Raw genomic sequence first — 23,627 nt, 5'->3', positions numbered from 1 at the left:
ACCGCTTGAAGGACAAGAGGAAGGCGGGAGTGGTCAGGAAAAATTCCAAACCCGAATGATCCAGGTGGGTCAGTATTACTTTGGTGATTCAGGGGTAAAGTGGGTCAGTTTTCAGTTGGTGTTGACACCGGCGTACCCTCGGTGCTATCTTCGCGCCCCAATAGTCGGGGCTTGGCCAGGACTTCCTGAGGCCGTCCGTAACGTGGATGCCGAGGTCAGGCGAGGTGGCCGACCCATGAACGCCGACCTGATTCGTTTTTCAATAGCGCTGGACGTTGTGGTGCCAGGGACTTACCAACCCGATGTGTGCCCATCCGGGGCAGTTACAGCCGTTACAGCCTCTGGAGAGGGAGCGGCTTGCCGCTCGGTGATAATCCCAGCTGTAGCGGCCTGATTACATCCGGCCGCTACACCTAGCTCCACCTTCAAACAAGGAATATCGTTGATGTCACTGTATCGCCGTCTAGTTCTGCTGTCTTGTCTCTCATGGCCGCTGGCTGGCTTTTCTGCCACCGCGCTGACCAACCTCGTCGCGGAACCATTCGCTAAACTCGAACAGGACTTTGGCGGCTCCATCGGTGTGTACGCGATGGATACCGGCTCAGGCGCAACTGTAAGTTACCGCGCTGAGGAGCGCTTCCCACTGTGCAGCTCATTCAAGGGCTTTCTTGCTGCCGCTGTGCTGGCTCGCAGCCAGCAGCAGGCCGGCTTGCTGGACACACCCATCCGTTACGGCAAAAATGCGCTGGTTCCGTGGTCACCCATCTCGGAAAAATATCTGACAACAGGCATGACGGTGGCGGAGCTGTCCGCGGCCGCCGTGCAATACAGTGATAACGCCGCCGCCAATTTGTTGCTGAAGGAGTTGGGCGGCCCGGCCGGGCTGACGGCCTTCATGCGCTCTATCGGCGATACCACGTTCCGTCTGGACCGCTGGGAGCTGGAGCTGAACTCCGCCATCCCAGGCGATGCGCGCGATACCTCATCGCCGCGCGCCGTGACGGAAAGCTTACAAAAACTGACACTGGGCTCTGCACTGGCTGCGCCGCAGCGGCAGCAGTTTGTTGATTGGCTAAAGGGAAACACGACCGGCAACCACCGCATCCGCGCGGCGGTGCCGGCAGACTGGGCAGTCGGAGACAAAACCGGAACCTGCGGAGTGTATGGCACGGCAAATGACTATGCCGTCGTCTGGCCCACTGGGCGCGCACCTATTGTGTTGGCCGTCTACACCCGGGCGCCTAACAAGGATGACAAGCACAGCGAGGCCGTCATCGCCGCTGCGGCTAGACTCGCGCTCGAGGGATTGGGCGTCAACGGGCAGTAAGGCTCTGAAAATCATCTATTGGCCCACCACCGCCGCCCTTGCGGGCGGCATGGATTACCAACCACTGTCACATTTAGGCTAGGAGTCTGCGCGGCAGAGCCGTGTGACCGGTTTTCTGTAGAGCACTGACGATGGCGGCGGCGCTCTCTGCAATTGGCAAGGCGTCGGCGCCAAGGATACCAATCTTGCGGCGCGCGGCGTGTTATGACGACTGGGGTGCATTTGAGCCGCCCCATTTAACCTTCGCCCTCACAGATACGCCATTCGCCTCAGATTTAGCGCCATGCAGACGAGCTTCCACTCGGCTTGCACCTTGTCCAGGCCCCTCATGCTGAACTGACGCAATCCCATCACCGCCTTGATCCAACCATTCGGAGCCTCCACGATCGACTTGCGCCGGCGGTAAGCTGCATCGCCTTGCTCCGTTTTCAATTTCGCCGCAATCGCCGCCGTATGCGGATGGGTCTTGGCATTGACCTTGGCATCTTCACGTCCCTCGCGGCCGAGGGCAACGATGACATCGCCGTGGTGATCGGCGACCTTTGCCAGAACAGCCTCACTACGGAATCCCGCATCCGCCAGCGTCTGGGCCGGCATTTCTCCGGTGTTGGCCTGAACTGCTGCCAGCATGCCCAGCAGCGCCTGACTGTCCGCGGCGCAGTTGGTCAACTCCGCCGCCACGATGATCTGGTGCTCGGCATCGACCGCTGTGTACCCGTTGTAGCTCTGCTCGGAGCCACCACCGGCGTGTTTCATGATCCGGCTGTCCGGATCGGTGAAGCTTTCCTGATCACGGTCATCCGGCACACCAAACTCGCGTTTGTACGAGCCACCGCCCTTGTCCGAGCCATCCGGATGGCGAGGCCGGCGGCCATCGTCTTCGCTGCGCCCCCGGGCCTGGTCCGCTTCACGCTGGCGCGCTTCCAGGCGCGCCTTTGCCGCCTGGATCGCCTCCAGGCGCTTCTCGCGGCGAGAAATCTCGGCAGGAATGTCCAGCTCCGGCTCGTTACGCTCCTGGTCGTCGGTAGCCTTGGCGCGATCAAGCAGCGCCTTGATCTCGCAATGCAATTCGTCCTCGGCCGGCTTCATGCGCTTATAGCTCATCGCCTTGTGGCGGCTGGCGTTGGCTTTTACCTTGGTGCCGTCGACCGCGATCGTGCCAAGCTTCACCAGCCCACATTCGCGCGCCAGTTGCACCACCTGAACGAACAAATTCTCAAGCTCGGTCAGGTGTAGGGCACGGAAGTCACTCAGCGTGCGGTGGGCCGGGAAGTTTCCAGCGGCCAGCACACGCAACGCGACATCCTCGTACAGCTTCCTGGCTAGTTTGCGCGAAGAGAAGACGCCGCTCGCGTAACCATAGATCAGCACTTTGACCATCATCGCCGGATGAAACGGCTGATTGCCCGGACCACCGCCGGCATACCGGGCGTGGAATGCGCTCAAGTCCAGCGTATCGACAGTCTCGCTGATGAAGTAGGCAAGATGCCCTTCAGGTAGCCACTCTCCCAGAGAAGGGGGCAGCAGATAGGATTGGTCGGGTCGGTAAGGAAGGTAACTGGCAGCCATCCCCGTATCGTCCTCGATCTTCCGCCGATTTGGCTTCTGCCGCGCAGGCTCCTAGGCCACCGTAGCTAAACATACGAGAAAAACCGCTTCTTGAGCGCTCTCTGAGACCACCTTGCCGACAACGCAGAAACGGTTGCGGAAAAATCGGCGTTTCCGGCGTACGCCACCCGACCTGGACGAACTATTGCGGACCTGGAACTGGAGTAGCGGAATTCCCCGGGGTTTCAGCGTCGCGCCACAGCGCCTCAGATAGATGCGGTAGCCTTTGGCGGGTCGTCATGCCGCGGACCACCCCCCCAAAAAATTCCACAATGCGGAATGGCGGAATTTTCTGGGGTTCCCGCTTACCCCCCCTATACCTGCACCGGCCTCTTCGCGGGTGAACCCGCTCTCATAGAACAACACATGACTCATTGGTTCGGCGAGGTTCTGTAGGAGCAGCCTTGTGCTGCGAAGAGGCCGGGGCTGACAAAGCCTGTCTATTGGCTGTACCGGCCTCTTCGCAGCACAAGGCTGCTCCTACAAAGGACGCGTCAGACGAGCGATATTGGTTCTCTGCGCGAAAGCGCAGCCCAAAGGGTTGGGCAATCTCCCACAGGAATTCCACTGACCTCAGGCTTGGTGAAACCCCTGTGGGAGCGGGTTTACCCGCGAAGAAGCCAACACGGATTCTACCCTTGGCATCTGGCACACCAGTTCCACATAAAAAGAATGCATTTGATAATGATTCGTAGTAGTTTCTCGGCGCTTGCCCACCCTACCCTCAGCGCCCTACTCCAGGATCGTACCGTCGATGCGTCGCACGTTCGTTTCGCTTTGTGTGCTTCATGCTGTCTCTCCGCTGGCCTTTGCCGAGCCTGAACCGCTCAGCGAACCCACCCAGATCGAACTCCAGGCCCTGAACATCACCAGCAGCGCCGACAGCGAACGTGCCGATGGCCCGGTCGAGGGTTACAAGGCTACCCGCTCGGCCAGCGCCACCCGCACCGACACTGCCCTGCACGAAACCCCGCAATCGGTCAGCGTGGTGCCCAAGGATGTACTGGAAGACACCGGCGCCACGCGACTGCAGGACGGCCTGGACTACGCCGGCGGCGTCGGCCGCGCCAACAACTTCGGCGGCCAGGGCCTGACCACCTTCACCGTGCGTGGCTTCACCACCGGCGAGTTCTACCGCAACGGTTTCCCGATCAACCGCGGCTACCCCAACGCCCCCGACGCCAACACCGTCGAACGCCTGGAAGTGATCCGTGGCCCGGCCAGCAGCCTGTACGGCCGTGGCGACCCAGGCGGCACCTTCAACGTGGTCAGCAAGCAGCCGCTGCCAGAGTCGAAAGTTACCCTGGGCAGCCAGTTCGATGACCAGGGCATGCACCGCGCTACCCTGGACGCCACCGGGCCGCTGAATCAGGACGGCTCGCTGGCCTACCGCCTGAACCTGCTGGGTGAAGGCGGCGAAAGCTTCCGTGACGATGTGGAAAGCGAGCGCTATGACGTGGCGCCTGTAGTCAGCTGGCAGGTCAACGACAGCACGAAGATCGTCTTCGAGGGCGACTTCATGCGCAACAACCATCCGTTGGACCGTGGCCTGACCCGCCTGCCCGGCCAGCTCGGCACAGCTTCGCGCGACACCAACATCTGGGAAAAGGGCAGCGACAACCTGCTGCACAACGACAACAACATGGCCCAGTTGCGTTTCGAGCACTTGCTCAACGACAACTGGACGCTGGGCGGTGGCATGCAGTGGCTCGACGGCTCGCTCAAGGGCAACGCCGTGGAGGCCAACGCATTGCAGGCTGACGGTCGCACGCTGGGGCGCAACTTCAACTACCGCAAACTGGAGTGGACCGACCGCGACTACCAGCTCAACCTCACCGGCCACTTCGACACCGGCGGCTACGCTCATACACTGCTGACGGGCATCGAGTACGAAGACTACGACTACAACTCGATCATCCAGCGCTCGGCCAGCGGTGCCGATAAGTACCCGATTGACATCTTCGACCCGGTACTGGGCCAGCCACGCCCTGCCCTGACCCGCACCACCACCCATGACAAGGAAAACCTGAAGACCTGGGCGGCATTCATCCAGGACCAAGTGGCCCTGACCGAGCGACTGAAGGCGCTGGCGGGTGTGCGCTTCGAGCGCTTCGAGCACGATTACGACGACAAGCTGCCGACCAACCGCGACTTCAGCAAGGGCGAAAACGGCGTCACCCCACGCTTCGGCCTGATCTACGACCTGACCGATACGGTTGCGGTCTATGCCAACACCGCGCGCTCGTTCAAGCCCAACACCGGCACGCCAAGCGGAGGCGGAGGCTTCGACCCGGAAAAAGGCAAGTCTTACGAACTGGGTGTGAAATGGGAGGCACTCGACCGCCAGCTGAGCATCGACGCGGCGATCTATCACATCGTCAAAGAGAACGTCCTGGCGCGCGACCCGAACGACCCCACCGGTACCTACAGTATTGCGGCCGGCGAAGTGCGCAGCCGTGGCCTGGACATCAATATCGCTGGCAACCTGACGCCGGAGTGGCGCGTGATCGGTGGTTATGCCTACGTGGACGCGGAAGTGACCCAGGATACGACCCTGCCCAAGGGCACACGCCTGGCCAACATCCCGCGCAACAGCTTCAGCCTGCTGAACACCTACGAGTTCCAGGATGGCCTGGCCAAGGGGCTGGGGTTGGGGGTCGGGGTGAAGTACGTGGATGATCGCGCCGGTCAGACGGCAGCTACGACCTACACCATGGAGCGCTACAGCGTGGTGGACCTGCTGAGCTTCTACAAGGTCAACGAACACGTGCGGCTGAACCTGGACGTGAAGAACGTGTTCAACAAGGGCTATGACGAAGGCGCGTTCAACAACTACGTCTACCCGGGTGCGCCGCGGACGGTGCAGGCTGGGGTTTCGTATACCTTCTGACCGTTCCTGGGGCTGCTTTGCAGCCCATCGCGGCACAAGGCCGCTCCTACAAGGAAACCGCGATCTCCTGTAGGAGCGGCCTTGTGTCGCGATGGGCCGCAAAGCGGCCCCCGGGGAGTCAGAACCCTTTGCTGTAGAACAGCGAGTACGATTCGATGCCGTCGTTAGGCTGCTTGAGCCCCGCGTTGGAGTAATGCATCGCGCGGATCCCCACCTTCTGCTCCCCCGGCAGTTTCAGGCCGAAGCCGATGCGGTCTTCGAAGTTGACCGACGAGCCCAAGCGCTGGTCGCCCACGTCGGTCTTGGAAAACGCCGCCAAACCAATGCCGGCCTCGATGTACGGGGTGTAGGTAAAACCGCTGAACTCGTAGGTGAACACCGGGCTGAACGACAGCGAGTGTGCACCACTGGCCTCACCGCCTTCCCAATAGGTGTAGGCCGCATCCCAGTATCCGGTCAGATGACCGGTGCTGCTTTCCAGCCATTTCTTGTCCCAGTCGAACGACAGGCCAATACGGTAGGTCATGTCACCTTGGCCAGTGGCGCCAACGGCGCCGCTTACCTGCGCTGCCTGGGCCAGATTCGCCCCGGCAAAGGCCAGCACTGCAGCAGCCAGCGAAGCTGCTAGACGGGTTTTCATCAATGACTTCTCCTGATGGTCTATACGGCAAGCGGGGGCTTGAGCCCCTCGATCTTATGCGGTGACCGGATGCATCCACACCGGTCACAGGAAGTAATACTTTTCTGATTATCGTCCAGATAAACAGAAAGTTGAAAGTGAATTGCCACCATTGGCTAATTACCCTGCGCCAGCATCTGCCATGCCGAGCAGCAGCACTCAGTCGTATTCCGCTTCTTCGTGCTCGCCCAACAGGCGCCTTTGCCTGGGTGTGGCCTCCTCCAGTACCTGCGGGTTGAAACGCCAGTTCAGGTATGGCGAAAACTTCTGCGCGACCATGCGCCGGCCATAGTGCACTTGAAGCATGTCGCGCTGGCGTGACTGGGTGCAGTTGGCCCCGCCGCTATGCCAGACATCGCTGCGAAACACCAGCGCGTCCCCGGCCTTGCACAGCACCGGCTGGGCCTCTCGGCCCTGCCAGTGTTGCTCGCCAGCCTGCGGTGGCCGTGCCGCGCGGTGGCTGCCGGGCACAATCCAGGTCGGCCCGATGTGATGGTCGATATCGCTGAGGTACAGCTGCGCAGTCAGGATCTGCGGGGGCTGGGTGAAGTCGCCGCGCTCGCTGAGCCAGTCGGGCAACTGCATGGGCAGATGGTCCAGGTGCAGGGCCATGCCGGGGTAGCCCGGGTGGCTGCGCCAGGCAGTCTGGCCGATCACATGGCAGTCGGTGCCCAATGCCGCTTCGGCCAGGGCAATCAGCGGCGGCAGGTCGAGAAAGGGTAACCACAGCGGGTTGCGGTTGAACACGCACTTGTAGTGTTCCAGTAGCCCCTGGTAATCCCAGTGGATGGGCTGCAGGTCATCGATGGCGCAGCGCAGCAAGGCGATACGCAAGGGCTCGAGCACACCGGGGAGCAACACATAGCCCCGCTCGTCCAACATCTCCAGCTGAAGATCCAGGCTCATGGCGATGTGCTCCTTTCAGGCAGGAGCACATCTGTACTCCTGCCCGGTTTTCCATCAACGCCAGTTCAGGTTCACGGTGGTGGGGGTCTTGCCATTCACGGTCACCAATTGCTGCACCGTCTCACCCTGGGCGTTGCCAGTCACTTTGTATTTGCCGGGAGGCAACTGCACGTACAGCAGCGGCCCGGCATCCGTAAGACTGAGCACGGGCTGGCCCTGTGCATTCTGGATGTCGACGGTAGCACCGCTCTGGAACTTGCCTTCCGGGCCGGTGGAGAGTTCTACGTGCAGGTCATAGCCCGGGGTCTTGCGCAGGGCGTTGGCTTCATCCTGGCCGATGCCGCCTTGCAGGTAGCGGACGCCGTTCTGCTCCTGCTGTTGCAGTTGCACGGCCTGCATGTCGATAGGGGCATTGAGGTCGGCGGCGGCCGCCAGGGTCCATGGCAGCGCCAGGGCGATCAGCAGCGCCGCGCCGAGGGCATAGTGATGGTTACGCATGGTACGACCCTCCTTTCGAGGATGGCTTACCTATTATCTGATCCTTCGGGCGTAACGGCGTTCGTGCTGATGCGTGGTCGTGTGGATGAAATTCGCTTCATCGGGGTAAATATTGCGCAGGAACATCATGTTGCACGGGCTTCCTCAAGCAGTTTCACGAACATGCTCAAACTGCGCGAAACGGTGCCACGTCGCCATACCAGCCAGGTTTTCAGGTAGCGGAAATCCTCCGACATCGGCCAGGCACTGACGGTGCTGCAACCGGGCATGTTGTCGAGCATGCTGCGCGGCATCATGGCCAGGCCGGCGCCGGCGCTGACGCAGGCCAGCATGCCGTGGTACGACTCCATTTCGTGGATCTTGCCCGGTACCGCCTGGTCCTGCACGAACCAGTTCTCGAAGTGATGCCGGTATGAACAGTTGGCGCGGAAGGCGTAGATGCTTTCGCCGTTGACGTCCTGGGCGCGGGTTACCGGGGCGTGGTTGAGCGGCGCGATGACCATCATTTCTTCCTCGAACACCGGCATGCCCTCCAGCGTCGGGTGCAGCACCGGGCCGTCGACGAACGCCGCTACCAGGCGCCCCGACAGCACGCCTTCGAGCATGGTCCCGGAAGGCCCCGTGGACAGGTCCAGGTCGACCTTGGGGTAACGCTGGTTATAGGCCGCCAGCAAGGCAGGAATGCGCACCGCCGCCGTGCTTTCCAGCGACCCCAGGGCGAAAGTGCCCTGCGGGTCCTCACCGGCCACTGTCAGCCGCGCCTCGTGCACCAGGTCAAGGATGCGCCGGGTGTACTCGAGGAAGTTCCAGCCTGCGGGGGAAAGGCGCAGGCGGCTCTTTTCACGTATGAAAAGCTCCACGCCCAGGTCCTCCTCCAGTTGCTTGATACGCGTGGTCAGGTTCGACGGCACCCGGTGGATATGCTGCGCAGCGGCACTGATGCTGCCCTGCTCTGCCACGGCCTTGAAGATCTCGAGTTGCACCAGGTCCACAGCCATTCTCCAAACGTGAATGTTTCGCTCATTATTATTCAGTTTTCATTAAAGCCATAGCCCACTAGTCTGGCGTCACGGATCAATTACAACGAGAGTGTCCCGCCATGAGTGCGATCAGCAGCCTGACCCACGCCATCTCCCTCGACCCGTACAGCGGCGAGCAGATCGGCGCCTACCCGTTCGACACCGACGCCGCACTGGAAGCGGCGCTGCAACGCGCCAAGGTTGGCTACCGCCAGTGGCGCCAGGTGTCGCTGGGTCAGCGCAGCGAGTACCTGCTCGCCCTGGCCAGTACCCTCGAAACCAAGGCCGAAGCCTTCGCGCAAATGATCAGCCGCGAAATCGGCAAGCCTGTCGCCCAGGCCCGCGGTGAGGTCAGCAAGTGCGTTGGCCTGTGCCGCTGGTACGCCGAACACGGCCCGGCCATGCTCGCCCCCGAGCCGACCCAGGTCGAGAAAGCCCGCATCGAATACCGCCCGCTGGGCCCTATCCTGGCCGTGATGCCTTGGAACTTCCCGGTCTGGCAGGTATTGCGCGGCGCCGTGCCGGCGATCCTGGCCGGCAACACCTACGTACTCAAGCACGCGCCGAACGTGATGGGCAGCGCCTACCTGCTGGGCGAGCTGTTCAAGGATGCCGGCCTGCCGGAAGGCGTGTTCGAAGTGCTGAACGTGACCCCGGACGGCGTCACCCGCGCCATCAATGACCCGCGCATCGCCGCCGTGACCCTGACCGGCAGCGTGCGTGCCGGCATGGCGATTGGTGCGCAAGCCGGTGCGGCGCTGAAGAAGTGCGTGCTGGAACTGGGCGGTTCCGACCCGTTCATCGTGCTGGCCGACGCCGACCTGGATGCCGCCGTGAAAGCTGCCGTGATTGGCCGTTACCAGAACACTGGCCAGGTCTGCGCTGCGGCCAAGCGCCTGATCGTCGAGGAAAGCATCGTTGACGAATTCACCCGCAAGTTCGTCGAGGCCACTCGCGAGCTGAAGGTCGGCAACCCGCTGGAAGAAGGTACCTACATCGGCCCTATGGCCCGTTACGACCTGCGCGACGAGCTGGATGGCCAGGTCCAGGCGACCATCGCCGAAGGCGCCACCCTGCTGCTGGGCGGCCACAAGGTCGATGGCGTGGCCAACTTCTACGCGCCGACCGTGTTCGCCAACGTCACCCCGCAGATGACTGCGTTCAAGCAGGAGCTGTTCGGGCCGGTGGCGGCGATCATCAGCGCACGTGATGCGGAGCATGCGGTGGAGCTGGCCAACGACAGCGAATTCGGCCTGGCCTCGACCATCTACACCGCCGACTACGCGCTGGCCGAACGCATGACCGCGGCGCTGGATACCGGCGGCGTGTTCATCAACGGCTATTGCGCTTCCGACCCCCGCGTGGCGTTTGGCGGGGTGAAGAAGAGCGGCTTCGGGCGTGAGCTGTCGCACTTTGGTGTGCGTGAGTTCACCAATGCCCAGACTGTGTGGCTGGACCGTAACTGATTGGCAATTGGGGCTGCGTTGCAGCCCTTCGCGGGCACGCCCGCTCCCACGGATTGGCGCATTACCTGTGGGAGCGGGCGTGCCCGCGAAGGGCCGCAAGGCGGCCCCAGGGCCTCAATCCCGAACCTGGTCCTTGACCCAGTCCAGCATCCCCCCCGGCACGATCAGTTCATGCCGCGCCCGCGAACAGGCGGTATACAACCCCGCCAGCATCCGCGCCCGTTCATTGCGGTTCCCCGCTACCTGCGGCGCTACCATCAGCTCCGGCGACACCATTACCCGGGCGAACTCCATGTTCTTCACATCGCGCACCCGCCCCAGGAACAGCTTGGGCGCCTTGTCCCAGCGGTAACGGCTCTTGGCCCTGGCAAAGTGCTCCGGTGTGTAGCCCTTGCGCAGCATGTTGGCCACGGCGACGAATGCCTTGTCGTCACCCTTGTCCTGCTCCAGCGCCTGCCAGCTGGCATAGCGGAACAGCATCGGGTGACGCGGCCGGGTGCCATGGCGGTACAACTCGATACAGTCTTCAACGAACAGCTCGAAATCCTTGCGCGCGCTTTTCAGCAGCACGAACGGCACGCCCTGGTGGGTCAGGCGCTGGAACCAGCCAAACAGGCCCCATTCATCATCGACGATCAGCGCCGTCGGCTGTTCCGGCACCGTTACCGCATCGAAAAAGCTGACCCGGGTGTAATGCTCGGCGCTGCCACTGAAGGCTGCCTGGATCGCCGCCGGGTGGGCATTGATCAGCGGGTTCAGCACGTTGTCCATCGCCGGCCCGGCCCGCAGTGAGTGGTCGATATAACGCTGGCGGATAAAGCCGCCATGGTGCGCGCTGAGGCCGTTGAGGTTCTGCAGCTCGTCACCCAGGGCAATGATCGACTGCGGGCTGCGGTCGAGCACGGCAAGCATCGGTGCCGACAGCTCGTGGGCCTCGTCGACGATGACATGGGTGTAGCGGCTGTCGATCACAAGACCGGTCAGCGAAAGCAGTTTGACCCGATGGTAATCGCGCACCGGCAACTGGATTTCCCGTGCCGACGGGCGAATCAGCTCCTGCCAGTACAGGCGTGCCTTTTCCAGCAACACTTCCTGGTCCAGCGGCGTGGTACCCGGCCCGGCCCACGGCAGGTGGTGCAACTGCAGCAGGGGGTCGGCGCTGTGGCAGAACGTGCGTACTGCGCGGATACACAAGGCAACCACATCGCGCGCGGCGAGCGGGCCGATGTCGGGGATGGCCAGCCAACGTACCACCTGCGCATCCTGCGGGCGCCACGACAGCTTGGTGCGATACGGGTCGCGCAGGCGCCAGCCATTGCTGGTGAGGTCGCGGTTGAGCAGTTCGTCGGCCAGCTGGCCGAAGGTCAGCGCGGTGTAGGCGGCGGCGTCCTTGACCCGCGCCTGCAGGGCGCGCAACTGGCCTTCGGTCAAGGCCAGCAACAGCGTGCGCTGGGGCTCGAGCAGGCGGGCGAACTGGTGAATCAGGAAGGTCTTGCCGGTGCCGGCAAAGCCCTGCACCGCCACCGACTCATCGATACCACTGAGGAATTCGCGCAGCAGGCGGTTCTGTTGGTCGCTGAGCATCAGGTCGCTGGCAAGGGAAGGCAGATACACCGGGTGCAGCGGTGTTGCCCGCTGGCGGTAGCTGTCGGCGAACTGGAAATTCCACTGGCCCTCGGCGTCCAGCAACTCCTCGGCCTGGTACTCCACCTCGGTCGACAGCAGTGCAATCCCGTTTTCGCCCAGCATGCCCAGGCCCATGGCGAAGGCTTCGCGATCGAAGTGCTGCGCCACCTGGCCCTGGAAGCGCCCAGGTGCGGCGCTTTCGACCTCGTTGGCAATGCGCACGATTTCGGCAAAGCGGCGTTCCTGCGCATCCGCCGAGGCGGTGGCGGGCTGGCGCGGCAGGTTCTGCACGAACAGCACGGCGGCGGCGGCGAGCACGCTGGCGGTGGTGAAGAAGTCGGTGGTGGGCTCGCTGGCGAGGCGGTCGGCCTGGTCGCTGGGCAAAGGCAGGTAGAACATCGGCACCTCGGGTGAAATCAGGGCGGCACGATAGCAATTTTTGCTGTGGAATGCTGGGTTGTGTATTGCCTGGCCCGGCCTCTTCGCGGGTGAACCCGCTCCCACAGGGACCTCACAATGCCTGGCACTGAGGTAATCCTGTAAGAGCAGCTATACCACCAAGCTACACCACCAGATTCAGCCCCTGCCCCGCTTCAAGGTCTCGCTGGGAAACTCCTTGAACAACTGCCGGTAACTCTCTGAAAACCTTCCCAAATGCCAGAACGACCAACGCATCGCCACCTCGGCCACGGTCACTCCACCGCCATGCAGCAGATCGCGCCGCGCACCGTTCAGCCGGCGCAGGCGCAACCAGTGCGCCGGCGGCATCCCGGTAAACGCCTTGAAGGCTTGTTGCAACTGACGCAAGGAAACCCCGGCAACATCCGCCAGTTCCACCAGGTTCAGCGTCTCCTCCGGGCAGTCGGCCGCCCACTCGCTCACCCGGCGCATGATCGCCCGCTCCTCGTCACGCCGGCCCAACGCCACGCCCTGCAGGCGCTGGCAGGCGTTGTCGAGGATGAACAGGCAGTCCTCCAGCAGCTGCTCCGCCAGGGCCTGCCCCTGCAGCGGGCAATCCGCCTGGCCCAGGCGGGTCAGCGTCGCGCTCAGCCAGCTGCCGAACAGCGCGTTCTGGCCGCTGCCCAGCGGCACCATGAACAACCCTTCCAGGCGCTGCGGGTCCAGCCCATGGCGGGCCAGGAAGGCCTGGTCGAACACGACCGCCACTTCCTGGTAGTTCTCCGGGGTGATCCAGATGTTGCGGCTCTGTTCGTTCAGCAGGTACAGGCTGTTCTCGCTGCGGTCGAAGCAGAACGCCAGCGAACCGCTGGGTGCGCGGAAAAACTGCTCCACCCGCGTGTTCAACCGCTCCTCGTATACCTCCACCCCGTCCAGCCCCAGGCAACGCAGCTCTCCGCAGAAATGCCCGGGCGACATCTGCCGGTACTGCTGCTGCCAGCCAGGGGTGGCACGTACTTGTTCGGTCACGTCGGTGGTGTGGAAAGCCTGGACTTGCAGGGCATTGGCGGTTGTCACGCTCGGTCCTAGTTGCACTCTTTTGGTGCATTCATTGCCGGAGAAAGTGGATAGATCAGCCATGCGGGCTGCGACCAAGATAGTCTCCAGCGCGTCACCTGGGAAGCGGGACGCCTTCGAAACCGTAGAACGGTTTACGCTGGCACGCTTGCTCCCACACCAAAACCCAACCAAGAGGTCTGTATGAACGCCCCCTTCGATCAGCTGTCCGCCTGGCTGAAAGAACACCGGATCACCGAAGTCGAATGCGTGATCAGCGACCTGACCGGCATCGCCCGCGGCAAGATCGCACCCACCGCCAAGTTTCTCCACGAGCGTGGCATGCGCCTGCCCGAGAGCGTGCTGCTGCAAACGGTCACCGGCGACTATGTCGACGATGACATCTACTACAACCTGCTCGATGCCGCCGACATCGACATGGTCTGCCGCCCAGACCCGAGCGCCGTGTACCAGATCCCGTGGGCGATCGAGCCGACCGCGATCGTTATCCACGACACCTTCGACAAGCAAGGCAACCCCATCGAACTGTCACCGCGCAACGTGCTGAAGAAAGTGCTCAAGCTTTATGCCGACAAAGGCTGGCAGCCGATCGTGGCACCGGAGATGGAGTTCTACCTGACCCAGCGCTGCGAAGACCCGGACTTGCCGCTGCAGGTGCCGCTGGGGCGTTCCGGCCGTGCCGAAAGCGGCCGCCAGTCGTTCTCGATCGATGCCGCCAACGAGTTCGATCCGCTGTTCGAAGACGTCTACGACTGGTGCGAGATCCAGGGCCTGGACCTGGACACGCTGATCCATGAAGACGGCCCGGCGCAGATGGAGATCAACTTCCGCCATGGCGACGCCCTGGACCTGGCCGACCAGATCACCGTGTTCAAGCGCACCATGCGTGAAGCCGCGCTCAAGCACAACGTGGCCGCCACCTTCATGGCCAAGCCGATCACCGATGAGCCCGGCAGTGCCATGCACCTGCACCAGAGCGTGGTCGACATCGCCACCGGCAAGCCGATCTTCGCCAATGAAGACGGCAGCATGAGCCAGCTGTTCCTGTACCACATCGGCGGTTTGCAGAAGTACATCCCCAAGCTGCTGCCGATGTTCGCGCCCAACGTCAACTCGTTCCGCCGCTTCCTGCCGGACACCTCGGCACCGGTGAACGTCGAGTGGGGTGAGGAAAACCGTACCGCCGGGCTGCGCGTACCCACGTCAAGCCCCGAGGCAATGCGCGTGGAAAACCGCCTGCCGGGCGCCGACGCCAACCCGTACCTGGCAATCGCCGCCAGCCTACTGTGCGGCTACCTGGGCATGGTCGAGCGCATCGAGCCCAGCGCACCTGTGCAGGGCCGTGCCTACGAGCGGCGCAACCTGCGCCTGCCGATCACCATCGAGGACGCGCTGCAGCACATGGAAGACTGCGAGACCGTGCAGCAGTACCTGGGCAAGCAATTCGTCCAGGGTTACGTGGCGGTCAAGCGTGCCGAGCACGAGAACTACAAGCGCGTGATCAGCTCCTGGGAGCGTGAATTCCTGATGCTAAGCGTGTAATCACCTTCCAGGGCATGCACTGGACCTGTAGGAGCAGCCTTGTGCTGCGAAGGGGCCAGTACCGCCACAGCAGATCTTTTGCCCTACCGGCCTGTTCGCAGCACAAGGCTGCTCCTACAAGGTGATGACTCACCTGTGGGAGCGGCCGCCATAAACCGAACGCCAAGAACAATACCAACGAGGTGTCCCAATGCGTCATCTGCAAGCCCTGATCCCCGCCGCATTCACCCTGCTGTTCGCCACCACTACCCAGGCCACTCCCTCGGTCAGCGTGTACAACTGGACCGACTACATCGGTGACACCACCGTGGCCGACTTCCAGGCAAGCAGCGGGATCAAGGTGGTCTATGACGTGTTCGACTCCAACGAAACACTGGAAGGCAAGCTGCTGGCCGGGCGCACCGGCTATGACGTAGTGGTGCCATCCAACCACTTCCTCGCGCGCCAGGCACAGGCGGGTGCCTTCCTGCCGCTGGACCGCAGCAAGCTGCCGAACTGGCAGCACCTGGACCCCAAGCTGCTCAAGCAACTTGAACAGAACGACCCAGGCAACCAGTACGCCGTACCCTACCTGTGGGGTACCAACGGCATCGGCTACAACATCGACAAGGTCAAGGCGGTCCTGGGCGTCGACCATATCGATTCATGGGCGGTGCTGTTCGAGCCCGAGAACCTGAAAAAGCTCAAGCAATGCGGCGTGGCGTTCATGGACTCGCCCGACGAACTGTTCCCGGCCGTGCTCAACTACCTGGGCATGAACCCGCGCAGCGAAAAACCGGCCGACTACGCCAAGGCGGAAGCCCGCCTGCTCGAACTGCGCCCCTATATCACCTACTTCCACTCCTCCAAGTACGTTTCCGACCTGGCCAATGGCGATGTCTGCGTGGCCTTCGGCTACTCCGGCGACGTGTTCCAGGCCGCCAACCGCGCCGTGGAAGCGAAGAACGGGGTAAAGATCGCCTACAGCATTCCCAAGGAAGGCAGCAACCTGTGGTTCGACCTGCTGGCCATCCCCAAGGACGCCAACAACCCCGAACAAGCCTTGGCGTTCATCAACTACCTGCTCGACCCCAAGGTGATCGCCAAGGTCAGCGCCACGGTCGGATATGCCAATGCAAACCCCGATGCCCAGGCCTACATGGACGCGTCGCTAGTGAACAACCCCGAGATCTACCCACCCCAGGACGTGCTGGACAAGCTGTACATCTCCAGCACGCCGAGCCCGAAGATCATGCGCGTCATGACTCGCTCCTGGAGCAAGATCAAGTCCAACCGCTGAGTCGAGAACGCCCATGTCTTTCACTACCCAACACACCGCTTCGTACTATGCCGCCACGGCACGCGATGCAGCGCCCTATCCCAGCCTGGACGGCGAACTGAGCGCCGATGTGTGCGTGGTCGGCGGCGGGCTGACCGGGGTCAATACCGCCCTGGAACTGGCCGAGCGCGGGCTCTCGGTGGTGCTGCTTGAAGGCCGGCGCATCGGCTGGGGCGCCAGCGGCCGCAACGGCGGCCAGCTGATTCGCGGCATCGGCCATGACGTCAACGGCTTTACCCGGCATGTCGGCCAGGACGGCGTGCAATACCTGAAACAGGCCGGCATCGATTCGGTAGCGCTGGTGGCCAGCCGCATCGCCCGGTACGGCATTGCCTGCGACCTGCGCTGGGGCTTCTGCGAACTGGCCAACACCCCTGCGCAGTTCGCCGCCTTCAAGGACGAACAGGACGATCTCGACGCACTCGGCTATCGCCCTGAAACCCGCCTGGTCAGTGCCGACCGGCTCCATGAAATCGTTGCCAGCTCCCAATACGCCGGCGGCCTGGTGGACATGGGCTCGGGCCATCTGCACCCGCTTGACTTGGTCCAGGGCGAAGCCCGCGCCGCCCACGGCCTGGGTGTACGCATCTTCGAGCAGAGCCCGGTGCTGCGCATCGAGCACGGGCCCTGCGTGACCTTGCACACGGCACGTGGCAGGGTGCGGGCAGGCAGCCTGGTGCTGGGCTGCAACGCCCACCTCGATGAACTGGAGCCACGCCTGAGCGGCAAGGTGCTGCCGGCCGGCAGCTACGTGGTGGCTACCGAACCATTGCCCGAGTCACTGGCCAGCAGCCTGATCCCGCAGAACATGGCGCTGTGCGACCAGAAAGTCGGCCTGGACTACTACCGCCTCACGGCAGACCGGCGCCTGCTGTTCGGCGGCGCCTGCCACTATTCCGGTCGCGACCCCAAGGACATCGCCGCCTACATGCGGCCCAAGGTGCTGAAGGTGTTCCCGCAGCTGGCCAACGTGCGTATCGACTACCAGTGGGGCGGCATGATCGGCATCACCGCCAACCGCTTCCCTCAGGTCGGCCGCCTCAGCCAGCACCCCAATGTGTTCTATGCCCACGGCTATTCCGGGCACGGGCTGAACGTGACGCACTGGACGGCGAAACTGCTGGCCGAAAGCATCGCGCTCGGCCACAGCCAAGGGCTGGACGTATTCAGCGCCGTGCCACACCTGACCTTCCCCGGTGGCAAGGCACTGCGCTCGCCGCTGCTGGCACTGGGGATGCTGTGGTATCGATTGCGGGAGGTGCTGGGTTGATGTGGCAGCGGGCTTGCCTGCGAATCGGAAGTTAAAGGAAATTTTTCAAAAAATTCCGTAATTCACTGTTTTTAAAGGGCTTTCAAAAAACAAGACAAAGGACTCAAAGAAGAACCTGTAACCCTTTGTTTTTAATAATATTCAGCAGCTTCAAAGCCGGTCCCGATGGGCGCGTCTCGCCCTGCTCCCATTTGCGTACTGTCGATGCGCTCGTGTGCAAATGCATCGCAAAGACCGGCTGGCTGAAGTTGAGTGTCTCGCGCAAACGGCGTATGTCCAGTGCGCTGAAATCTCGCACCGGTGCAGGGCATAGCGCTTCGTAATCCCGAAGCGTGACCTTGCCGATCGCTCCGGCCTCGTGCAGGGCGACAAGGTCCTCGCGTAACGATTCAATCAGTTTGCTGCTCACAACATACCTCCATCAGCACACCCGCCTGCAACGCCCGGCAGAGCGCTAGCGGTGATAAATCCAGAAAGACTTTGCCAGCGAATCGCAGTGCTTTCTGTTCCTCCAAGGTGATATTTGCCCTGTCACTTTGGGCAAAGCCATGCAGGAAAACACATCGATTGCCGATGCGGGCGGAAAGAAGGGTTCGATAACCGCCGCGCTTTCCCGCACCATGCGCTGCCACGCGTTTTTTGAACAACTCACCACCCAGGCTCGCATCGACCAGGCCTCTGCACATCTCGTCCACTGCTTTACACAGCACTTCGTCGCTGAGCCTGTGAGCGGCTTGCCAACGCGCGAAATCCTTGCGCTTGAAAATTTCCATCACCGAACCCCAACCATACCCTTAACGGGCATAGTTTTCCAAGAGCGGCAGAAACTGAAAAGCCAGCGAGGTCCCAAGACACTGTAGGAATTTGCGCGCCTGGGAACATTACCGCAGCCAATTCCCACTACAGATTGAACCAGCCCACTGGCCAACTGCCCTGCACCTGCTAGCGTTGTTCTGGCCGACCTATCATGGATGCATCTTCATCATGAAATCATTGCCCCGCATTACCCTGTTGTGCGCCGCACTGCTTACCATGGCCGCCTGCTCCAGCAATCGCGTGGACCCAAAGGACTACTCCGGCTTCCTCAAGGATTACAGCCGGCTGCAGGAAACCAAGAGCCCGTCGGGTGACCCGGTGATGCGCTGGATCGACCCCAAGGTCAACGTCAACCAGTACAGCCAGGTGTTCATCGAGCCCAGCCAGTTCTACCCCAAGCCGCAGCCGACGCCGGTCATCTCGGCGCAGACGCTGCAGGAAATCACCCGCTACTTCAACGAAGCGCTGCGCCGTGAAATGGGCAGCGTGGTACCGCTGGCCAAGGGCCCCGGCCCGGGCGTGATCGTGGTGCGCCCGGCCATCACTGCGGTGTCCACCAGCAACGAGGGTCTCAAGCCTTATGAGGTCATCCCTATCGCGCTGATTTCAGCCGGTGTGAACACCGCCATGGGCGGCCGTGACCAAGAGGTGGATGTCGGCGTGGAAGCTGCGTTCCTAGATGGTGCCAGCCAGAAAGTGCTGGCCCAGGTCGTGCGCAAGGGCACGGGGCAGGATCTGGAGAACAAGACCACGCAACTGACCCTGAATGACGTCAAGCCGGTGCTGGATGGCTGGGCCAAGGACATGCGCGCGAGCTTCCTGGAAGCGAAGCAGAAAGCCCGCTGATACCGACCGGACACGGAACCTGTGGGAGCGGCCTTGTGTCGCGAAAGGGCCGCAGAGCGGCCCCGGGATCTCAGCTCAGGCGTATGAATGGGGCTGCTTCGCAGCCCTTTCGCGACACAAGGCCGCTCCCACAAGACCGCGCTGACCGTTGCGGTGACTCAGCATTCGACGAAGGCAACGGCCAGGCCGCCGCGCGAAGTCTCCTTGTAGTTTGCATGCATGTCCGCCCCGGTATCACGCATGGTGCGGATCACCCGGTCGAGCGAGATGAAGTGCTCGCCATCCCCCCGCAACGCCATCTGCACGGCGTTGATCGCTTTCACCGCAGCAATCGCGTTGCGCTCGATACACGGCACCTGCACCAGGCCGCCGACAGGGTCGCAGGTCAGGCCAAGGTTATGCTCCAGGGCAATCTCGGCGGCATTTTCCAGCTGCGGCGGCGTAGCGCCCAGCACCTGGGCAAGGCCGGCAGCGGCCATCGAACAGGCCGAACCTACCTCGCCCTGGCAACCAACCTCGGCCCCGGAAATCGACGCATTCTTCTTGCACAGGATACCGACCGCCGCTGCCGCCAGCAGGAAGTCCACCACGTCCGCGTCGCACGCCCCCGGGTTGAACTTCATGTAGTAATGCAGCACCGCCGGAATGATGCCGGCCGCACCATTGGTAGGTGCTGTGACCATGCGCCCGCCGGCGGCATTCTCTTCATTCACCGCAAGGGCGAACAGGTTGACCCATTCCATGGCGCTGAGGGTGGAACCGATCACGTTGGGCTTGCCCAGCTCCTGCAGGCTGCGATGCAGCCGCGCCGCACGGCGCTTGACGTGCAACCCGCCCGGCAGGATGCCTTCATTGCGCAGGCCATTGTCGACGCATTCACGCATGGCACCCCAGATCCGCAGCAGGCCCTCGCGTACCTCGGCCTCCGGGCGCCAGGCGCATTCGTTGGCCATCATCAGCTGCGCCACACTCAAGCCATGGCCCTTGCACAAGGCCAGCAATTGCGCAGCGCTGTCGAACTCGTACGGCAGCACCACCGCGTTCGCTTCGACCGCTGGCGCATCGATCTCGGCTTGCTCGACGATAAAGCCACCGCCCACCGAATAGTAGGTCTGGCGCAACAGGCTGCCCTGCCCGTCCATGGCTTCCAGGCTCATGGCATTGGGGTGGTACGGCAGGTTCTCGTCGAGCAGCAGCATGTCGCGGCTGTACTCGAACGCTAGCGGGTGGCTGCCATCGAGCATCAGGCAGTGCTCCTGCATCACCTGGCCAATGCGCGACTCGATGGTGGCCGGGTCGATGCGGTCCGGCCACTGGCCCATCAGGCCGAGCAGGCAGGCGCGATCGGTGGCATGGCCAACCCCGGTGGCCGACAGCGACCCGTACAACCGCACCTCGACACGGCTTGCCCGGGCCAGCAGCCCCTGTTCGCGCAGGGCCTGGGCAAAGGTAGCCGCCGCCCGCATCGGGCCGACGGTGTGGGAACTGGACGGCCCGATGCCGATTTTGAAAAGGTCGAAAACACTGATAGCCATGCTAATGCCTGACCGTGCCCGGGTATGAAACCGCAGGACGGTTATCTGGAGAAATTGAGCGATATTGCGATTTTGCGCGATACTGCCGCGCTGGCTCACGGATGACCAACGAAACTTCCTAAGCAAGGTTTTAGTGGTACTAAACGATGCGACGACAACTCAATGGCCAGACGTACGTCTGGCTACACGTGTTCGCCTGTGCGGCCCGGCACTTGTCCTTCACCCGCTGTGCCGAAGAGCTGCACATTACCCCGGGCGCCGTCAGCCAACAGATGCGCCAGCTGGAGGAACGCCTGGGCTACCAGCTGTTCCTGCGTCGGGCACGTGGTGTGGAACTGAGCGCCGAAGGGCAACGCCTGGCACAGACGGTGACCGAAGCCTACGGCAGCATCGAAGCCGAACTGCTGCGCCTGGACGCGGGTGAAATCCGCGGCACCTTGCGCCTGCGCTCGATCCCGTCGTTCCTGGCCAAATGGCTCACGCCTCGCCTTCCGCGCTTTCAACAACGCTACCCGGACATCGAGCTGCGTCTGGTGGCCGAAGACAGTGCCCAGGCGTTGACCCCGGGCGATTTCGACCTGGCCATCGACCTGAACGATGGCAGCTACCCCGGCATGCTCTCGACACCACTGCTGGACGAGCAGATCTTCCCCGTGTGCTCCCCCACCTTGCTGCGCGGGCGCCCGCCGCTGCACGGGCCGGCGGACCTTGTGCACTACCCGCTGCTGCACGACATAACGGCCTGGCGCGGCAGTTCGGAATATGCCGAATGGGAGTTCTACCTGGAGGGCATCGGCGCCGCCGTCCTGGATGTGCGGCGCGGGCATACCTTCAATCGCAACCACCTGACCATCGAGGCGGCGATTGCCGGCATTGGCGTGGCGATTGCCCGGCGCACGCTGCTCAACGACGAACTGGAGCGCGGCGCACTGATCGTGCCGTTCGGGGTGCCTATCGGCAATCACAAGCGCTATGTAGTGCATTACCCGCCGGGCGGGCTGAACCAGCCGGGGGCGCGGGCGGTGCATGACTGGCTGGTGGAGGAAGCGCGGGGGTTCAGGGAGTTGCACCCGCTGAACAAGGACTAGGCCAACCAATTGCGGCTGCACGAAATCGCTCCCACAGAACAGTACATGAATCATTGATTCGGCAGGTCCTGTAGGAGCAGCCTTGTGCTGCGAAGAGGCCGGTACAGGCAACAGATATGTAGTGTCAGTACGGGCCTATTCGCAGCACAAGGCTGCTCCTACAAAGGACGCGCCAAGCGAGCGATATTTGTTCTCCGGCGACAGCGCAGCCACACCTGGGGAGGTCTCAATAAGCCTGCTTGCCGGTAAAGGCGCTAAGTGTGCGCACCAGAATCACGAAATCCAGCCACAGCGACCAGTTGTTGATGTACTCGATGTCCGAGTCCACCCGCTGGATCATCTGTTCGATATCCCTGGTTTCGCCCCTGAACCCACGCACCTGCGCCAGGCCGGTCATGCCAGGCTTGATATTGTGGCGAGCGAAGTAGTCGACGATGTCCTGCGAATACAGCGTGTCATGCTGCAACGCATGCGGCCGCGGCCCTACCAGCGACATCTCCCCGGTCAGCACATTGAACAACTGCGGCAGTTCATCGAGGCTGGTGCGGCGGATAAAGGCGCCGACCCGGGTCAGCCGTGGGTCATCCCTCTGCGCCTGCTTCACCACGCCATCTTCCGGCTGGTGGACATGCATGCTCCTGAACTTCCAGATACGGAACGCCTCCCCCGTCCAGCCGGTGCGCTCCTGACGGAAGAAAACCGGGCCTCGGCTATCGAGCTTGATGGCCAGCGCAACGGCCAGCAACACCGGCGATGCCAGCAACAGGATCAGCGCCGCCAACACCCTGTCCTCGAGGTTCTTCAAGAACAGGCTCATGCCCGTCAACGGTGTTTCCGACAAGGTCAGCACAGGTATGCCGGCAATTTCCCGCACGCTGTGATTGATCAGGCGCAACGAGAAGATATCCGGTACCCAGTTCACCGCAATGCATTTGTCGAGCAACTTGAGATACACATCGTTGATGACCTCGGAACCGCCCAGCGGGGTCACCAGGTACACCGTGCGAATGCCATGGCGGGCCACGATATCGTCGAGGTCGGCAATAAGCCCGAGCACCGGCATGCGCTGCTTTCCTTCGGCACTTTCGCGCCCCGGCTCATCGGCATTGTCGATCAGCACGCAACCCAGCACGCGTTCGCCGAACCAGGGGTTGTTGCTGATTTTCTGATACAGGAAGTTGGCCAAGTCACCGGCGCCAATGATCAGGGCGTTGTCCAGGCGTGCATGGGCGGTAAAGCGCTTTTGCAATTCGCGCACGGCAAAGTGCAGGAACAACTGGGCGATGTAGCCAATGATGAACAACTGCACGACCAGCAGTCGCGAATAGGTTTCGCTCTGTTTGGCCAGGAAGGCCATGACCACCAGGAAGCAAAAGGTTGCCGACCAGGCCTTGAACAGCCGGAAAGCCTTGATGGAAAGCCCGACGTTGGTACGGTAGATCGCATAGTGATCGTAGATGACTGCCAGTGCGCCAACCAGCAACAGCAGCATGATCACGTAATCGGAAGTGATGTAGCCGAACTGGTCGTAGATCAGGTACCACGCAATACCGGTGACTGCAATTCCATCGAGGCCGGCCTGAATGGCGTTACTTACGCTGCTTCTTCTCTGCAGTAAGGAACGACTGCTTCTGGGCTCTAAGACCATTTCAGACCTCATCAATCTGCGCGCAGCAAATGCCTTCCACCAACAAGCAAGCCTTGACAACGGCTCATG

At 62.3% G+C, this 23,627-nt stretch carries 19 protein-coding genes; 8 read left to right on the top strand and 11 right to left on the bottom strand.

Features of this window, described 5'->3' with window-relative positions; all coding sequences use genetic code 11:
• Window positions 1-445 precede the first annotated feature (445 nt).
• Window positions 446-1,327 (top strand): carbapenem-hydrolyzing class A beta-lactamase KPC-2, encoded by an 882-nt coding sequence (locus tag WM94_RS17960; RefSeq protein ID WP_004199234.1) that lies wholly within the window; start codon window positions 446-448, stop codon window positions 1,325-1,327.
• A 249-nt stretch (window positions 1,328-1,576) separates the two neighbouring features.
• On the opposite strand, the gene WM94_RS17955 is transcribed toward WM94_RS17960, so the two are convergent.
• Window positions 1,577-2,896 carry an IS1182-like element ISKpn6 family transposase gene (locus tag WM94_RS17955; RefSeq protein ID WP_004152397.1) on the bottom strand — a complete coding sequence of 440 codons (1,320 nt, stop codon included), beginning with the start codon at window positions 2,894-2,896 and terminating at the stop codon, window positions 1,577-1,579.
• A gap of 793 nt (window positions 2,897-3,689) precedes the next feature.
• Between WM94_RS17955 and WM94_RS17950 the strand changes: the two genes are divergently transcribed.
• Window positions 3,690-5,825, top strand: coding sequence for a TonB-dependent siderophore receptor (locus WM94_RS17950; RefSeq protein WP_061551841.1), 2,136 nt, complete (start codon window positions 3,690-3,692; stop codon window positions 5,823-5,825).
• A gap of 118 nt (window positions 5,826-5,943) precedes the next feature.
• Here WM94_RS17950 and WM94_RS17945 read toward each other — a convergent pair whose 3' ends face one another.
• From WM94_RS17945 to WM94_RS17930, 4 genes are all read right to left on the bottom strand, one after another.
• Entirely contained in the window at window positions 5,944-6,465 is a 522-nt protein-coding gene (locus tag WM94_RS17945; protein ID WP_015270391.1) for an acyloxyacyl hydrolase, read from the bottom strand.
• A gap of 198 nt (window positions 6,466-6,663) precedes the next feature.
• A complete protein-coding gene (locus WM94_RS17940) occupies window positions 6,664-7,410 on the bottom strand; it encodes a phytanoyl-CoA dioxygenase family protein (RefSeq protein WP_061551840.1) in 747 nt (248 codons plus the stop codon).
• A gap of 54 nt (window positions 7,411-7,464) precedes the next feature.
• The gene (locus WM94_RS17935; protein ID WP_054573257.1) at window positions 7,465-7,908 is read right to left on the bottom strand and encodes a hypothetical protein; all 444 of its coding nucleotides are present in this window, start codon (window positions 7,906-7,908) and stop codon (window positions 7,465-7,467) included.
• A 125-nt stretch (window positions 7,909-8,033) separates the two neighbouring features.
• Complete coding sequence (locus WM94_RS17930) at window positions 8,034-8,900, bottom strand: LysR family transcriptional regulator (protein WP_061551842.1); 867 nt, start codon at window positions 8,898-8,900, stop codon at window positions 8,034-8,036.
• Window positions 8,901-9,007: 107 nt separating this feature from the next.
• Here WM94_RS17930 and WM94_RS17925 point away from each other — a divergent pair, with 107 nt between their 5' ends.
• The gene (locus WM94_RS17925) at window positions 9,008-10,393 is read left to right on the top strand and encodes an aldehyde dehydrogenase family protein (protein WP_013972689.1); all 1,386 of its coding nucleotides are present in this window, start codon (window positions 9,008-9,010) and stop codon (window positions 10,391-10,393) included.
• A 114-nt stretch (window positions 10,394-10,507) separates the two neighbouring features.
• On the opposite strand, the gene WM94_RS17920 is transcribed toward WM94_RS17925, so the two are convergent.
• Both WM94_RS17920 and WM94_RS17915 read right to left on the bottom strand, forming a co-directional pair.
• Complete coding sequence (locus WM94_RS17920; RefSeq protein WP_061551839.1) at window positions 10,508-12,418, bottom strand: ATP-binding protein; 1,911 nt, start codon at window positions 12,416-12,418, stop codon at window positions 10,508-10,510.
• Between the two features lie 177 nt (window positions 12,419-12,595).
• The gene (locus WM94_RS17915; RefSeq protein ID WP_061551838.1) at window positions 12,596-13,495 is read right to left on the bottom strand and encodes a helix-turn-helix domain-containing protein; all 900 of its coding nucleotides are present in this window, start codon (window positions 13,493-13,495) and stop codon (window positions 12,596-12,598) included.
• A 183-nt stretch (window positions 13,496-13,678) separates the two neighbouring features.
• On the opposite strand from WM94_RS17915, the gene WM94_RS17910 reads away from it, so the two are divergent.
• The 3 genes from WM94_RS17910 (at window position 13,679) to WM94_RS17900 (ending at window position 17,625) form a co-directional block, all read left to right on the top strand.
• Window positions 13,679-15,037: a glutamine synthetase family protein gene (locus tag WM94_RS17910; protein ID WP_013972693.1), complete on the top strand. Its 1,359-nt coding sequence runs from the start codon at window positions 13,679-13,681 to the stop codon at window positions 15,035-15,037.
• A 190-nt stretch (window positions 15,038-15,227) separates the two neighbouring features.
• Complete coding sequence (locus WM94_RS17905) at window positions 15,228-16,316, top strand: polyamine ABC transporter substrate-binding protein (protein ID WP_061551837.1); 1,089 nt, start codon at window positions 15,228-15,230, stop codon at window positions 16,314-16,316.
• Between the two features lie 13 nt (window positions 16,317-16,329).
• Window positions 16,330-17,625 carry an FAD-binding oxidoreductase gene (locus WM94_RS17900; protein ID WP_061551836.1) on the top strand — a complete coding sequence of 432 codons (1,296 nt, stop codon included), beginning with the start codon at window positions 16,330-16,332 and terminating at the stop codon, window positions 17,623-17,625.
• 103 nt (window positions 17,626-17,728) lie between these two features.
• On the opposite strand, the gene WM94_RS17895 is transcribed toward WM94_RS17900, so the two are convergent.
• Both WM94_RS17895 and WM94_RS17890 read right to left on the bottom strand, forming a co-directional pair.
• A complete protein-coding gene (locus WM94_RS17895; RefSeq protein WP_061551835.1) occupies window positions 17,729-18,034 on the bottom strand; it encodes a DNA-binding transcriptional regulator in 306 nt (101 codons plus the stop codon).
• Complete coding sequence (locus WM94_RS17890) at window positions 18,015-18,398, bottom strand: type II toxin-antitoxin system RelE/ParE family toxin (RefSeq protein ID WP_061551834.1); 384 nt, start codon at window positions 18,396-18,398, stop codon at window positions 18,015-18,017. Before WM94_RS17890 ends, WM94_RS17895 begins: the two co-directional genes overlap by 20 nt.
• 211 nt (window positions 18,399-18,609) lie before the next feature.
• On the opposite strand from WM94_RS17890, the gene WM94_RS17885 reads away from it, so the two are divergent.
• On the top strand, window positions 18,610-19,287 hold the full coding sequence (locus WM94_RS17885) for a DUF3313 domain-containing protein (RefSeq protein ID WP_039613626.1): 678 nt from the start codon (window positions 18,610-18,612) through the stop codon (window positions 19,285-19,287).
• A 158-nt stretch (window positions 19,288-19,445) separates the two neighbouring features.
• On the opposite strand, the gene WM94_RS17880 is transcribed toward WM94_RS17885, so the two are convergent.
• The gene (locus tag WM94_RS17880) at window positions 19,446-20,822 is read right to left on the bottom strand and encodes an L-serine ammonia-lyase (RefSeq protein ID WP_061551833.1); all 1,377 of its coding nucleotides are present in this window, start codon (window positions 20,820-20,822) and stop codon (window positions 19,446-19,448) included.
• Window positions 20,823-20,968: 146 nt separating this feature from the next.
• Here WM94_RS17880 and WM94_RS17875 point away from each other — a divergent pair, with 146 nt between their 5' ends.
• A complete protein-coding gene (locus WM94_RS17875; RefSeq protein ID WP_061551832.1) occupies window positions 20,969-21,910 on the top strand; it encodes a LysR substrate-binding domain-containing protein in 942 nt (313 codons plus the stop codon).
• A 226-nt stretch (window positions 21,911-22,136) separates the two neighbouring features.
• Here the strand turns inward: WM94_RS17875 and WM94_RS17870 are convergent, their stop codons facing one another.
• The gene (locus tag WM94_RS17870; RefSeq protein WP_061551831.1) at window positions 22,137-23,558 is read right to left on the bottom strand and encodes an undecaprenyl-phosphate glucose phosphotransferase; all 1,422 of its coding nucleotides are present in this window, start codon (window positions 23,556-23,558) and stop codon (window positions 22,137-22,139) included.
• Window positions 23,559-23,627: the final 69 nt, after the last annotated feature.

It is taken from the genome of Pseudomonas sp. ABFPK (assembly GCF_001586765.1).
GTDB lineage: Bacteria > Pseudomonadota > Gammaproteobacteria > Pseudomonadales > Pseudomonadaceae > Aquipseudomonas > Aquipseudomonas asiatica.
This window is presented reverse-complemented; position numbering and strand designations above follow the sequence as displayed.